The organism is Sporosarcina koreensis, assembly GCF_001531445.1.
Taxonomy (GTDB): Bacteria; Bacillota; Bacilli; order Bacillales_A; family Planococcaceae; genus Sporosarcina; species Sporosarcina koreensis_C.
In genome coordinates this window covers 26,190-40,733 of record NZ_LQYA01000023.1, presented here as the reverse complement: position 1 = coordinate 40,733, position 14,544 = coordinate 26,190, and the positions used below count along the sequence as shown (strand labels likewise).

Sequence of the window (14,544 nt, the reverse complement as noted above, 5' to 3'; positions counted from 1 at the left end):
GAGGTGAAATGATGAAAAAGAAAAAAGGTATATTCCAAAGATTTTTAGACATTGTTGAAAAGGTTGGCAATAAACTTCCCGATCCGTTTGCACTGTTTGTCGGTTTAGCAGTACTCATGATTATCACGTCATGGATTTTCAGCCTATTCAATGCCTCTGTCGTCCATCCGGGCAAAGGAGAAGTCATGCCGATCAAGAGCTTGATCTCCGCTGAAGGTTTGCAATTCATCTTAACTTCGATGCTCGATAACTTCACCGGCTTTGCGCCGTTAGGTCTCGTAGTCGTCATGATGCTTGGTGTTGGATTAGCAGAAAAAGTCGGTTTGCTGGACTATGCCGTACGTAAAACGATCTTGAAATCACCTCCTTTCTTACTGACATACACTGTCGTATTTGTAGGAATTATGGGGAACCTCGCTTCCGACGCTGCCGTTGTGCTCATTCCGCCGCTTGCAGCACTCGTCTTCTATAAAGTCGGACGCCATCCATTGGCTGGACTTGCTGCCGGATTCGCTGGTGCGGGGGCAGGATTCACAGCAAACTTGTTCATCGCTGGAACAGATGCATTGCTCGCTGGTATTTCTACAGAAGCGGCACGCATCATGGATGAAACATTCACAGTTTCACCCGTGGACAATTGGTTCTTCAATATCGCTTCTGTTTTCGTCTTGACGATCGTCGGTGGTCTGTTAACTTCCAAATTTATCGAACCGCGCCTCGGTGTGTATAAAGGCGAAGCATTGGAAGAAGAAGGAACGGAAGATCTCCCGAATGAAAAAAGAGCATTCATTCATGCTATCCTTGCCGGCCTGATCTATGTTGCCATTATTTTAGCAGCCATTTTCATTCCTACGAACAGTCCATTGACGAACGAAGACGGTGGATTGATCCCAAGTTCTCCATTCTTGAGTGGCATCATTCCGATCATCTTGTTTTTCTTCATCATTATCGGGGTAACGTTCGGGATTTCTGTCGGTAAAATCAAGACTAGTAAAGATATTAGCCATTACATGTCTGAAGCAGTCAAAGACTTGTCCAGCTATATCGTGCTCGTATTTGCGATTGCGCAATTCACTGCGTATTTCAACTGGTCCAACTTAGGTACTTGGGTAGCCGTTAACGGTGCTGAATTCCTTGAAAGCGTCAACTTTACAGGAATGCCGCTCATCATCGGTTATATTATTTTCACATCGCTGATGAACTTCCTGATTACATCCGGTTCAGCGAAATGGGCCATTGAAGCGCCGATATTTGTCCCAATGTTCATGGAACTCGGCTACCATCCGGCATTTACACAAGTCGCATATCGTATTGCTGATTCATCGACAAATATTATTACACCGCTATTCCCATATATGGTCATCATATTGGCATTCATGCAACGTTACGATAAAAAAGCTAGCATCGGAACGTATATGTCCTTAATGATTCCATATAGCCTTGTTTTCTTGGCAACTTGGATTATTTTGATTCTCGTATTCTTCTACTTGGGCATTCCGTTTGGACCTGGTATTCACGCACGCTTATAATTGATAGAGACTTTTAACCATTACAGGAGGCAATATGATGCAACTAGAAAAGCAACTGATTAACTGGAGACGAGACTTTCACCGTTTTCCTGAACAAGGTTTTCTAGAAATGCGTACGGCATCCATCGTAGCAAGCATAGTAGAATCCTTAGGTTTTGACTTACAGCTTGGCAAAGAAGTCATGAATGAAGACGAATGCATGGGGAAACCCGATGCCGCTACAACGAAAGAACATGTCGTATGGGCAAAAGAAAACGGAGCCGTGGAACGCTTCCTCCCTTATTTCGAGGAAGGTTTCACCGGAATCGTCGCAACGTTCAATACGAAGAGACCCGGACCTACTGTCACATTTCGTGTAGACATGGATGCATTGCCAATTATCGAGTCTGATTCGGCGCAGCATACACCTGCAACAGCAGGATTCCGTTCCACTGCGGAAGGCTCCATGCATGCTTGCGGGCACGATGCCCACACTTCCATCGGACTTGGACTCGCTACGATGGTAGCTGAAAAGCAAGATGAGCTAAACGGGGTCATCAAGATAATTTTCCAACCAGCCGAAGAAGGCACACGCGGAGCAAAAGCGATGGCTCGTGCTGGAGTCGTTGACGATACCGATTTCTTCATCGCTTCCCATATTGGAACCGGCGTGCCCCAGTATCATTTTGTCGCTGCAAATAACGGCTTTTTGGCGACAACAAAGTTAAATATTACGTTTACAGGAAAAGCAGCGCATGCCGGGGGTGAACCGGAAGTCGGCAAAAATGCATTGCTTGCCGCAGCAAGTGCCGCATTGAATATGCACGCGATCTGCCGTCATTCCGGCGGGGACTCACGTATTAACGTCGGGGAGCTGCACGCCGGATCAGGAAGAAACGTCATCGCAAATCACGCTACACTCATCGCTGAAACACGCGGGGAAACGAGTGAAGTGAATAATTACATGAAAGAGCAAGTGGAAAACATCGTAAAAGGCGCTGCGCAAATGTATGGCATCGAGTACTTGATTGAAACTGCCGGCGAAGCCATTAGCTGCAAATGCTCCGACGACTTGGCGAAAAAATTAGCCGACATCGCCAAACAGCACACTTTCCTTAAACATGTGGAAGTCACGAGTGAAGCAAACGCAGGTTCAGAAGATGCTACGTACTTCTTGGAAGCAGTCCAAAAGCGCGGCGGCCAAGCAACGTACTGCATCTTTGGCACCGACCTTGCCGCAGGACATCACCACGAATGCTTCGATATTAACGAAGACACCCTCCTCCCAGCTGTCGAAATTTTATTCGCAGCCGCGAAGGAATTAAGCAGTACGGAGTGAATGGACAAATAGAAAGCTTTACCATTTGAGTGCTCTCTTGAATGGTAAGGCTTTTTTTATTGTTATAAGGCTGTTTTCGTCACTGCCTGTATGAAAATCAACCGCCTACAACCTTTCACGAAACTATCAGCATAATAAATAAATCCTTAAAATATACTGGATTAAGGCAGCGAGCTGTTAAATTAGTAGGTTGAACACGTAACCGCAAACATATGTAGAAAAATGTCGAAATTTATATTTTGTATATTGACAGAAGAGAGTGTCTAGTCGATACTTTGAAATAACTAAAATTTCGAAAGGGGATGAAAATAAGAGTCGCTTAGTTATGTTGATGGTCAATTAATGATGAAGGTGGAGATGCCCAAATGTTACTAGCAAAGTACCCAAGAAGAAGTTATACGCATGCAACAACACCAATCTAAAAGTTGCCTCATTTATCCAAACTATTGAATGGTCCTTCCATCTACATAAAACGGGATGATTTACTAGGACTTGCCGGGGGCGGGAATAAAACGAGAAAGCTGGAATTTTTAATCGCGGATGCGATACATCAAGGGGCAGATACGATTGTTACTTGTGGCGCTCTCCAATCAAACCATTGCCGACTGACGTTAGCCGCTGCCGTAAAAGAAGGTTTAAGATGCCAGCTCGTTTTGGAGGAAGGTGTTGCGACTCCTTATGATCCAGATGCAAACGGCAATAACCTGCTATTTAAATTACTAGGGGCCGAATCTATTAAGGTTGTGCCGCATGGATCAGATGTCATAGCGGAAATGCATACTTTGGGTGAGGAATTAGCGACGGCAGGCAGGAAACCTTATTTAATTCCTATCGGAGGGTCTAATGATTTAGGATCGGTTGGATATGTAGCATGTGCACAAGAAATCCTTCAACAAACTTTTGAGACCGGGCTTGTACTTGACGATGTAGTCGTTGCGAGCGGCAGTGGCGGGACTCAGGCAGGGTTGATTGTCGGTTTTACTGCAAGCAGCGCACCCATTAAAGTGCATGGGATCAATGTTTCCAGACCTAATGAAACACAAATCCTGAAAATTACTGAGTTAGTTCACCAAACTGCTAGTTATCTAAACATATCGGACAACCATTTATCTACTAGTGTCCATTGCTACGATGGCTATGTTGGCGAAGGCTACACCATTCCGACACAAGGAATGATTGAAGCGGTACAAATGTTGGCGAGAACGGAAGGCATACTGCTCGATTCCGTTTATACAGGAAAAGTGATGGCTGGACTTATCGACTTGATTCGCAACGGAACATTCAAGAAAGAAGACAATGTGTTGTTTATTCATACAGGTGGATCCCCGTCCTTATATGCAAACCATACTTTATTCAATGAGGACTTATTTGCATTATAAAGCTTGAAGCGAGGTTAGCTTATGAAAATACCTTTTACGAAGATGCACGGAATTGGAAACAGCTATATTTACATCGATGCTGTTGCACATGAATTCGACGCTTCAACTTTCCATCAACTGGCGAAAGACATCTCAAATGTCAATACAGGCATAGGGTCAGATGGCCTCATTGTGATTCACCCGAGTGACGTGGCCGATATTGGTATGCGGATTTTCAACAAAGATGGATCGGAAGGACAAAGTTGCGGCAATGGCTTACGTTGCACAGCAAAATATGCTTATGAAAATCATCTCGTTTCTAGCAACGTCTTTCAAATTGAAACGAGGGCAGCAATCGTAACTGTCGAAGTGTACGGAGAACGAGAATGTGTTGACCAAGTGACCGTCGACTTAGGTGCGCCTTTATTAAATCGAAGTCATATACCAATGCTCGGTACCGACGATAACCAGGTGATTGCAGAAGAGTTCCCAGTTGCTTCACATTCATTGAAGGTAACGGCATTATTTTTGGGTAATCCAAATGCTGTGTTTTTTGTCGATGCGATTGAAGAAGCGCCAATACAAGAGTTGGGCGCAATCGTTACTGAAGATCCGCGTTTCCCGGATCGAGTGAATGTTGGGTTTGTTGAAATCATAACTAGAAATGAAATGAATTACAGAGTATGGGAACGAGGTTCAGGTGTAACAGAAGCTTGCGGAACAGGAGCAAGCGCAGCAGTAGTCGCTGCAGTATTAAACGGCTATATCGAAAAAGGAGGGGATGTCACAGTCCATTTAAGCGGTGGAGATCTATGCATTCAATGGGCAGACGATGATCACGTTTGGATGACCGGACCCGCGGAGACTACGATTCAAGGGATCTTCCACTGGAAGCGTCAGGCTTTATAGACATAGAGATTCTTTAATAAAAAGGGGGATCAATTGCATGGCAAAAAAATTGAAAGCATACCGCTTCCCACTCATACTTCTTGCTTCAATTATCATCGGATCCATTATTGGGCTGATTTTTGGAGAAAAGGCAAGCGTCATTAAACCATTCGGGGATTTATTCTTAAATTTATTGTTCATGATTGTTGTTCCACTTGTGTTCTTTTCGATTTCATCAGCTGTCGCGAATATGGATAGTATGAAACGTCTTGGGAAAATCATGGGCTCCATGCTTTCGGTGTTTATCATTACGGGGATTATTGCATCCATTGTGATGCTAGTAGCCGTTCTTATCTTCCCAGTCGGATCAGGAGTTGATATTCCTAACGAGGTTGTAGAAAATACGGGAATGCTGTCGCTGTCCGATCAACTCGTAAACACGTTTACAGTGCCGGATTTCGTGAATTTATTTTCACGTAAACATATGCTTGCTTTAATTGTATTCTCGGTGTTATTAGGAATCGCGACTGGATTGACAGGAGAAGCCGGAAAGCCATTTGCCCGCTTTTTAGAAAGTGGCTCTGAAATCTTCATGAAAGTGATTCAGCTCGTCATGTACTATGCTCCAATCGGCTTGGGCGCCTATTTTGCAGCACTGATCGGAGATTTCGGCGGAGAATTGATCGGTGATTATGCACAAGCCTTTATCCTGTATTACCCTGTTGCCTTTCTATACTTTGCGATTGGATTCACGCTTTACGCATTCATTGCCGGCGGGAAAAAAGGGGTTGTCCGTTTTTGGAAGAACATCCTTGCACCAGCTGCAACTGCGCTTGGCACTGGAAGTAGTTTTGCAACTCTCCCTATCAACTTACAAGCAGCAAAACAAATCGGCGTGCCAAAAGATATACGGGAAACCGTTTTGCCGCTCGGCGCGACCATTCATATGGATGGATCTTGTCTCTCTTCTATTCTTAAAATCGCTTTCGTCTTCGGTGTATTCAACATGGATTTCACGGGAATCGGCACTTTCGTTACAGCGATTGCGATTTCTTTAATGGCCGGAGTCGTGATGAGCGGAATTCCTGGCGGCGGATTTATTGGTGAAATGGTCATTGTCACCCTTTACGGTCTACCGATCCAAGCCCTGCCAATGATCTCGGCAATTGGCGTTGTTGTCGATCCGCCTGCAACAATGGTAAATGCTACCGGAGACACAGTCGCAAGTATGCTTGTAACTAGGCAATTGGAAGGGAAAGACTGGATGGAGAAAGTACATGTAGAATAGTAGTGATAGAGGTTATAACTTTGGAACGCATGGCTTTTTTCATGCGTTCCTTTTCCTATTAAGATTCCTCATTCCTTAAATTGATCTTCTAATTCCTTTTCGATTTCCTCATCACTTACAGGTACAATTTCTTCTTTTACCCCGTATTTCTTTTTAATCAATTGCCCAACTTCGGACCGATCAATCCCATCCTTTACAGCTGCAAAGATTACGATATACAAAATGAATAAACTAACAAGCCACAGTATAATAGTTCCCCATACCATTAATCTACACCCCCATTATTTTCTAATCCTTTCCCCACCTTGCAAATGCGCATCCAATATACCGGCCAATTTCTCTTTCACCACTTCCGATGTGACAACACAGCTGACTTCGGAGTACTTTGTCATAATCCACAATTCATACCCGCTGTTCACTTCAGGAGAATCCCCGTAAAAACGGTGGTGCTTATCTATTTCCTCGAAATGATATGATCGAATATTCTTCCATGAAACAAACTTGCCTCCACATAACACCCCGTCTTCCACAACTGCAAACAAATTCCAAATGTGATTAAAATTGATCAAAGACCAGATAAAAACATAGGCGGAAGGCAGATGGATAGTTGTGTCTAGCAAATTATAAACAGCCATGATAAGGAAGATCGCTAGACTGAAACCTAGCCATTTAAGAGCAGACTTTTGCTCGAAAACAATAGGCCGCTCAATCGTTTTTTTCGGCTGTACCCGTATTGCCTGCAAGTCTTCCTCTGTGACGGGGAAAACAATAGGCTGTTTCATTTTAATGACTAACCGAAAGAACCGGAAACAGAGAAACAGAAATAAGGTGCCCGTTAAAATGTCCCAATTAGTCATTTTATGCTTCTCCTAACTATGTGCAACACTCCATGCATCATTCTCAAGATAAATGATCCAGCCTATTCATAAACCTAACGACTCGCATGTCTTCCCTTATTTCAAGCAGATGGATTCCTGTATCGCCAGTAGGAAATACGACATCTCCAATAGGCAGTTTGAGAAACGCATTGATCAGATTAGAAATCATTTTGTCATGGGAGACAATCGCAATCCGTTGATAGCTTTGATAATCATGGAGGATCTGGCGGAGTATCCTTTCTGCCCAAAAGCGTAGGTCAAGAGCTGATTCCCCGTCTTGTATCGGTATATGAACCGGCCTCCCGCCTTCAGGTAACGGATGCTTGATCGCCGCTTCTTTTCTCGACATTCCAGCTAACACTCCATTATTGAATTCCCTCAAATCATCATAAAACTTGAGTTCACAACCGATTGCCTCCTGCAAAATTCTTGCCGTCCCAACCCTCCTCAAGGTGCTCGAAAGAATCATTTCGGGAGGATATTCTTTCGCGACAGCCGCCGCCATTTTTCTAGCTTGCGTCTCCCCTAATTCGGTCAACGGAAAGTCCGCCCTTCCTTCATGCACTTCCAATAAATCCGCTTCTGATTCGCCATGTCTGATGATCAGTATTTCCATCAATTACCCCTCACTTTTGAGTTAATCATATGTTTCCATATCAATCTATGAACTTTTTGAATTTATTACAATATTACCATAGAAGTTGAAGTGAATAGGAAAATGGCTATTTGGCATCTGTTCATCTCGCATTCTTTTCGATAAGATGTGTTCAACGAACGGACGGGAGTGTAGAAGATGGAATGGATAAAAGAAACCGCTGGGTTGGCAGTTATCACGTTTTTATTCAGTCTTTTTACATGGGTGCTGACGGCGTCCTACATAGAAGAATACAATCTGTTTTCTGCTGAGCCGGTGACCGTGACTACTGTTGACAAAATAGCTGCAAAAGGCTTATATACACCACCCGCCTATTACGTGCGGGTCGAATTGCCGAACGGAGAGGAATCTACGTACCTCAACCGGATTTCCAAAAGTGAGGAGAAGGCAATCCAAGTTGGAGATTCAATCAATGGGTACTCGTTACGCCCCTCAGACTTTTCGACGATCCACGATTTCACCTTTGACAGTTCACTTTTCCTATTCGGGATTGCCGTATTCGGGTTTCTGGCATTTTGCTGCCTAATTGCACTGTTGCTGTCCATCCCTGTATTGGACGCATTGGAAAAGAAAATCTCTTACAAACGGCAGAAGAAACGTCAACAGAAAAGGCGGAAGAAAGAGAAACAGAAAAAAGAAAGAAAAGGCTGGAGAATTGTCGCTGTCGTACTTCTTGTATTTCTGATTTTCATAGGGCGCTTCCTATTGAATCTGGCTCGAAAATTGCTTCCATTCGGCAAGACAGATACCGATGCTCTGATCCTCGACCGTGATTCCCATGTCACATACCGCAAATACGAGGATTCGTCCTACGAACTGACTGTATCTTTCGAAGATCACGCAGGACGCACTTTCCAGGTGATCAAAGACGTGACAGGACAAACCTACCAGCAATACGGCATCGGGGATAAGCTGCCGATTGCTTACCGCAATGTAAATCCCTATGACTTATTTGTACGCGGCAATTCCTTTCTGGACATCTTTGAGGCAGTCATGACCTGGGAATCACTTGTCTGTTTGATTATGTTGGCAGTCACTTTGTTTGCCGGCTGGGTGTTTATTAAAGAACGAAGAAAAAAGTAACCAAGGCGGTTGCTTTTTTTCTTGATATACCTAGTTATAAAATTAAAATACGACCACCTTTCACGCTTGAGCTCCGTTACCATTATGAAGCGGCGGTGATGTTCAGGTGCCTGTGCAAGATACATTTATGACAATTCACCAAAAAATGAATAAAAATACATATTCAAATAACATAGAAGTTGATGTTAAAAGGTTGTCTAGATGTCTTATGCAATTGTAGTGTATTAACTGAATTGTATCTTGCACAGGCACCGAAAACAAAAGGAATTAAGTACGACGGAGTGAATGGACAAATAGAAAAGCCTTACCATTTGAGTGTGAGCTTGAATGGTAAGGCTTTTTTAGTCATAGCGGACTTGATACCTGAAATTTCCCGGTGTGTTATAATTACTATAATAAAAATCGTGCGTGGAGTTGATAAAGATGGAGGAGACCTTAAAACTAATTTTAACCGAGATTAAAGGGGTAAAAGAGGACATTACATCGGTAAAAAGGGATGTTTCGGCGTTAAAAGGGGATGTTTCAGCGTTAAAAAGGGATGTTGCGGCATTAAAAGCAGATAGCACAGCTTTAAAAGAGGATGTTTCAGCGGTGAAAGGGGATATTATTGCATTAAAACAAGATAGTAAAGTGTTAAAGGATGGCCAAGGAAGAATTGAGGAAAAGGTCGTTTCCCTATCATCAGAACTGCGCAGTAATTTCAACTATACAAATGGCAAATTAGATGAACATCGCGAAGTTTTCGGGGTCGTATCAGGCGAGCTTAGAGGTATAAAAGTAGATGTTGACTATCTAAGTGCTAAAACTGGCAAGCATGATACCGAACTCAATAATTTAATTAACAGACTCAGAGGGTAGAGCCCATTGTATGCTGGGAACCGTGTGGTGCACTTTTGGTAATTCATTCTAAAGGAACTGACGGCGCTTAGTCCGTCCGTTCCTTTTTATTATCAGTTACCCTTTTTGAATGTCCGTTATAATACTCATCTTGTATTTCTCCTTACCTATGAAACCATTGGCAAGATAAATGACCCTGCCTATTTATAAACCTAACGACTCGAATATCTTCCCGTAGTTCAAGCAGATAGATTCCCGTATCCCCTGTCGGAAATGCAACATCTCCAATTGGCAGCTTGAGAAACGCATTGATCAGATTAGAGATCAGCTTGCCGTGGGACACAATCGCAATTCTTTTATAGTCCCGATAATCATGGAGAATCTCCAGGAGTATCCGCTCCGCTCGAAATCGAAGGTCAAGTGCACTTGAGTTCACACCCGATTGCCTCCTGCAAGATTTTCGCCGTCCCACTTGCTCTCTTCAATGTGCTCGCTAAGATGATTTCAGGCGGATATTCTTTCGCAACAGTCGCAGCCATTTTTCTTGCTTGAGTCTCCCCTACTTCGGTCAACGGAAAGTCTGCCCTTCCTTCATGCACCTCCAATAAATCCGCTTCTGATTCGCCGTGTCTGATCACTAGTAGCTCCATCTAATTCCCCTCGCTTCTAAGTCATTAAGAATTCCCTGTTCAGTTGCGCTTAAATTCAATTTCTTCCTTCTGAAGCACCTTGGTTAGCGTATTCGTGAATATTCGCATATCCCTGTTTTCAGGCAACGTCACCATTTCCCCATCCTTAAAATAGAAATCGAACTTCGGGAACCCTCCCTCTTCAGGAAATTCACGATAAACGACCTGCTGTATGTTGCTCCACTCATAATGCTGATTCGCCCCCGCTAGCCCCCGTTTGAAGGAAATGCCATCCGTCGACACTCCAACATAACGCCCGGATCCGTCTACCATTAGCAAAATCGATAGGAGGACACAGATTGCTGCAAGCCATTTCGATTTTTTATTCACGGACATTATCCATAGCAAAAAAGTGGCAGTGATTAGAAAAAGCGCACCAAGCCCGAACGACATAAACGCCTTCGCGGGGACAACAACGGCCCATGTATTCGACTCTTGGTAAAGCGCATTGGCAATAAACAACGGCACTATCAAAACAAAAATAGGAGAACACACAAAAATCCCAATCGTGATAGCCATGAAAATCTGTCGCGACCCAATTTTATCTAACATTTGCCCACCCCCTAACGGTAATACGGAGAATCACCGCATCGGTTTCCTAATTAATTGCGAATTTCGTTATTTCAAAAAAATGAAATGAAAGCAAGTGAATTTATTGGGGTGTTCATGCATATTCATACATTTTTTTCTGAATAGTATTAAAATCCTGTTTTCTGCTGCGTTCAATAGGGGGGCAGGAGCAATCGAACATGGGCATTCAAAACTTACAGCACCACCTATAATGAAAATAAATTACAGGCGGCAAAAACATGACAACAAACGAATGGGTCATTCTCTTTTATAAAAAACAATTTGAGTGGTTACGTGACATCGAAGAGGAAATGGAGAGTTATTTAAATAAGGAAGCTGAGGAAATAGAGAGGCAAATCGGTGTAAAATTTGAATCGATGCTCGATATCGGTGCACACATCGGTAGCATCGCAAGGGATTTGGACGCCCGCGGTATTTTCATGACAACATTGGAACTCGTACCTGAACTGGTAGAAACAGCCAGACTTCGTTCACCTAACACAACCGACATCCACCTAGGCGATTTCTACACATATACCTTTTCCAAGCAATTCGATGTCGTAAGCTATTTCGATGGATTCGGCATAGGTTCGGATGAAGACCAGCTCACACTTTTGAAACGAATGAAAGACTGGGTGAAGGATGAAGGTACACTTCTCATCGACATTTACAACCCGAATTATTGGCTGACCATTGCAGCAGGCAAAAAATGAAATTCGACAACGCGGAAAGAGTCTACTCATTCGATGTAGAAAACAGTCGCATGTTGGACAGCTGGTGGCATCTAGAAAACCCGGACGAAATTGTGATGCAATCACTGCGCTGCTATACAGTTGATGAGATTAGTTCTATGTGTGAAAATGCAGGATTAGCGATTACCGGAATCTTCCCGGAGGTGCTATGGATTTTAGTAACTGGACATGCGTGGAAACGGCTTCCTTGTCCTCTTGCCTATCCTATCGGCTTCGAGTGAAAAAAATATAGTTAAAAAGGACCGCCTAATGCGCTAACATTAGGCGGTCTTATTATTATACAGATTTCGCCTATCTCTCATCGAATCATATTTACGGTAAAATTAAGAAAACAACAACCTTTCCCCCTTGAGCTCCGTTACCATTATGAAGAGGCGGTGATGACATGGACCAGGAAGAATTGGAGAAAATCATGGATGCGCATGGAGAACATCTATTGAGGATGGCTTTCTTTTATTTGCGTGACCGCGAGATGGCGAAGGATATTGTACAAGATGTATTCATTTCCTTTTATACGTCGTCGAATTATGAGGAACGAGGTACAATGCGTTCGTATTTGACAAAGATGACCGTCAATCGATGCAAGGACCACTTGCGGAGCTGGTCATTCCGGAATTTGCTGTTCACGCATGATTGGGTGGAAACGATACATACGCAGCAGGACCCGCTTGTTTTGAATGAAGAGCGAATCGAGCTTGCCATTACGATATTGAAGCTGCCAATGAAATATCGGGAAATTATCATTTTATATTATTACGAAGAGTACAAGATCAGGGAAATCGCCGCTTTTTTGGAGCTGTCCGAGAATACCGTGAAGGCACGAATGACGAAAGCACGGAAGTTATTGAAGGAAAAACTGAAATCTGAGGATTGGGAGGTGCTATCCAGTGAATGAAGTGAAAAAGAGTTTAGATGCCTTGTCCAGTATAACGTCAGAAGATATGGAAGAAGTGAAGCGAAGTGTCCTCTCCGGAAAACGCAGACAAAAAAAGAGAAATCCTTTTCCGGGAGCGGTGACTGGACTTGTAGCCGCGGCGGTCCTATTTTTTGCATTCAACGTGCTGAAGGATGGTTTCTCTACTGCGGATGATGAAGAATATGAGGTTAATAAACTGATCTATGATTTCATGCTGCGCACGGAATCGGATGGCAATGAAGACGGAGCTACCGATGATATGAAACAGGCTGTTTTACAGAGCATGCTGCAAATAGACGCGCTGATTGATTATGCCAAAACGGTCGGCTACGAGGAAGACATGGAAGCGATCGACGACACTGTCGCTGAACAACGGGATATTTTCTATGCGGATTTGGATAAAGAAGGAGAAGAGAGAAAGAATATCGTTCTTCAAGCGCAGGAAGAGAATTTCGGCATCTCCCATGATGAGTATTTCAATGTCATTTACAAGTGGACGACCCGATATGAGAAAGCTAATGAATGGCTCATTCGCAATCCGCAGGAGAATCCGAAAACGCTGGGCGAAGTGCTTAGCTTGCTCCAGAATAAACACGAGCGTGCTATTGCTGATTTCATGGAACTAAAAACGATCCCCCCTTTCGATTTGTCCGTGAAGTACGATGAATTCGAAGGGACAGTCGCTGCTATTGAGGGTGACCGAGTCCTTGTCACGCATGGGTTTGTAGAGGACGCTCCTTCGAAAAAGGAAAAGTTGATAATGAAAGGGGCCGCCTCCCGATTTATCATCGATGACGCTCTGGAAGAGATTTCGCTTGGCATGGATATCAGGGTAGTTTACGATTCTCTCTCCTACCCCGTCACTTCGCATGGTACTTTATTAATTTACGGAAAGGTGACGGAGTGGGAAAAGATCGGATCCAGCACCGTAACCGAATATCTAGCTAAAAGTGCAGATGAACTATCTGATGCCGATATTGAAACGGCTTATAAAATGTGTGTGCATGCGCTGACAGACTATTATAAAGCAGTTTGGAACGGGACAGATATTGATTTGGATGCATTTATCGAAAACGAAAACCTTACACAGTATACCGAAAAGAAGATTCAATCCCAACATGCGTTGTATGGCAAGAACGACAAGGTGAAGGATATTGAGATATACGATTGGGAAGCGGACTACAATGCGGATGGAGAGTATCTCTATTTATTCATGCCTGTTAAGATTACTAACTATCAAGGCGGTTATGGAGAAGCCACTGAATTTCTTGTACGTAATGTAAACGGCAAGTTAGTCATTGTCGATTGGTATACGGGTGGAAAAGATACGTATGACTTCATGGTGCGAGGAGAAAATGAAACGATCGACCATCCTGATATTTGGTATGATCAGGAATGGGTAAAGCAATTTGATGGAACGGCAGATTGATTTAAGTCTAATCCAGCATATTATCCATAGAAACAGCCCACGAAGGAAATTCCTCGTGGGCTTTGTTTATTTCTTATCGGTATGGGTCAGGACCGTCGCTCATCCCCTCCATCTACTAAAGTTACGAAAATATCCCCATCTGCATCGCGCCACTAGTAATTGAAACCACTCCAATTCCAAAACAAATCAATCCAATGGTTTTCATTTTTTTATTTGGAGATTTTTTCATCAGCAATATCACACCAATAAAGAATAAAATGACTCCTAAAATAACGTTTACGATTGTTAAAAACTGAGGTGCAGTACCTACAAAGAAATTGTCTACAACTTTTTCAATTGCTAATTCCATCTCCG

General features: G+C 43.3%; 14 protein-coding genes and 2 pseudogenes. 10 read left to right on the top strand and 6 right to left on the bottom strand.

What is annotated here, in order from left to right; translation table 11 throughout:
- Positions 1–8: 8 nt before the first annotated feature.
- The 5 genes from AWV70_RS04980 to AWV70_RS04960 all read left to right on the top strand — a co-directional run bounded on the left by AWV70_RS04980 (position 9) and on the right by AWV70_RS04960 (position 6,381).
- A complete protein-coding gene (locus AWV70_RS04980; RefSeq protein WP_060204901.1) occupies positions 9–1,529 on the top strand; it encodes an AbgT family transporter in 1,521 nt (506 codons plus the stop codon).
- A 34-nt stretch (positions 1,530–1,563) separates the two neighbouring features.
- Positions 1,564–2,847: an amidohydrolase gene (locus AWV70_RS04975; protein ID WP_060204900.1), complete on the top strand. Its 1,284-nt coding sequence runs from the start codon at positions 1,564–1,566 to the stop codon at positions 2,845–2,847.
- Positions 2,848–3,272: 425 nt separating this feature from the next.
- Positions 3,273–4,226, top strand: a complete 954-nt coding sequence (locus AWV70_RS04970) for a D-cysteine desulfhydrase (RefSeq protein ID WP_235588549.1) — start codon at positions 3,273–3,275, stop codon at positions 4,224–4,226.
- A gap of 21 nt (positions 4,227–4,247) precedes the next feature.
- Positions 4,248–5,114 (top strand): diaminopimelate epimerase, encoded by an 867-nt coding sequence (gene dapF, locus AWV70_RS04965; protein ID WP_060204899.1) that lies wholly within the window; start codon positions 4,248–4,250, stop codon positions 5,112–5,114.
- A gap of 37 nt (positions 5,115–5,151) precedes the next feature.
- Positions 5,152–6,381 carry a dicarboxylate/amino acid:cation symporter gene (locus AWV70_RS04960; protein WP_060204898.1) on the top strand — a complete coding sequence of 410 codons (1,230 nt, stop codon included), beginning with the start codon at positions 5,152–5,154 and terminating at the stop codon, positions 6,379–6,381.
- Between the two features lie 68 nt (positions 6,382–6,449).
- On the opposite strand, the gene AWV70_RS04955 is transcribed toward AWV70_RS04960, so the two are convergent.
- Genes AWV70_RS04955 through AWV70_RS04945 form a run of 3 tightly spaced genes read right to left on the bottom strand, consistent with a single transcriptional unit; the run spans position 6,450 to position 7,875 of the window.
- Positions 6,450–6,647, bottom strand: a complete 198-nt coding sequence (locus AWV70_RS04955; RefSeq protein WP_060204897.1) for a hypothetical protein — start codon at positions 6,645–6,647, stop codon at positions 6,450–6,452.
- A gap of 15 nt (positions 6,648–6,662) precedes the next feature.
- Entirely contained in the window at positions 6,663–7,238 is a 576-nt protein-coding gene (locus tag AWV70_RS04950) for a hypothetical protein (RefSeq protein ID WP_060204896.1), read from the bottom strand.
- A gap of 43 nt (positions 7,239–7,281) precedes the next feature.
- On the bottom strand, positions 7,282–7,875 hold the full coding sequence (locus tag AWV70_RS04945) for a histidine phosphatase family protein (protein WP_060204895.1): 594 nt from the start codon (positions 7,873–7,875) through the stop codon (positions 7,282–7,284).
- Positions 7,876–8,052: 177 nt separating this feature from the next.
- Between AWV70_RS04945 and AWV70_RS04940 the strand changes: the two genes are divergently transcribed.
- Both AWV70_RS04940 and AWV70_RS22815 read left to right on the top strand, forming a co-directional pair.
- On the top strand, positions 8,053–8,997 hold the full coding sequence (locus AWV70_RS04940; RefSeq protein WP_060204894.1) for a DUF3592 domain-containing protein: 945 nt from the start codon (positions 8,053–8,055) through the stop codon (positions 8,995–8,997).
- Positions 8,998–9,420: 423 nt separating this feature from the next.
- Positions 9,421–9,855: a hypothetical protein gene (locus AWV70_RS22815; protein ID WP_082713470.1), complete on the top strand. Its 435-nt coding sequence runs from the start codon at positions 9,421–9,423 to the stop codon at positions 9,853–9,855.
- A gap of 142 nt (positions 9,856–9,997) precedes the next feature.
- On the opposite strand, the pseudogene AWV70_RS22810 reads toward AWV70_RS22815, so the two are convergent.
- Both AWV70_RS22810 and AWV70_RS04920 read right to left on the bottom strand, forming a co-directional pair.
- A pseudogene (locus AWV70_RS22810) lies at positions 9,998–10,484 on the bottom strand (phosphoglycerate mutase family protein).
- Between the two features lie 39 nt (positions 10,485–10,523).
- On the bottom strand, positions 10,524–11,075 hold the full coding sequence (locus tag AWV70_RS04920; protein ID WP_060204891.1) for a hypothetical protein: 552 nt from the start codon (positions 11,073–11,075) through the stop codon (positions 10,524–10,526).
- Positions 11,076–11,332: 257 nt separating this feature from the next.
- Between AWV70_RS04920 and AWV70_RS04915 the strand changes: the two are divergent.
- From AWV70_RS04915 to AWV70_RS04905, 3 genes and pseudogenes are all read left to right on the top strand, one after another.
- Positions 11,333–12,077: pseudogene (locus AWV70_RS04915) on the top strand (class I SAM-dependent methyltransferase).
- A 153-nt stretch (positions 12,078–12,230) separates the two neighbouring features.
- Positions 12,231–12,740 carry a sigma-70 family RNA polymerase sigma factor gene (locus tag AWV70_RS04910; protein ID WP_060204890.1) on the top strand — a complete coding sequence of 170 codons (510 nt, stop codon included), beginning with the start codon at positions 12,231–12,233 and terminating at the stop codon, positions 12,738–12,740.
- Positions 12,733–14,190 (top strand): hypothetical protein, encoded by a 1,458-nt coding sequence (locus AWV70_RS04905; protein WP_060204889.1) that lies wholly within the window; start codon positions 12,733–12,735, stop codon positions 14,188–14,190. The genes AWV70_RS04910 and AWV70_RS04905 overlap by 8 nt, the downstream gene beginning before the upstream one ends.
- 121 nt (positions 14,191–14,311) lie before the next feature.
- Here the strand turns inward: AWV70_RS04905 and AWV70_RS04900 are convergent, their stop codons facing one another.
- Complete coding sequence (locus AWV70_RS04900) at positions 14,312–14,539, bottom strand: hypothetical protein (protein ID WP_060204888.1); 228 nt, start codon at positions 14,537–14,539, stop codon at positions 14,312–14,314.
- Positions 14,540–14,544 lie beyond the last annotated feature (5 nt).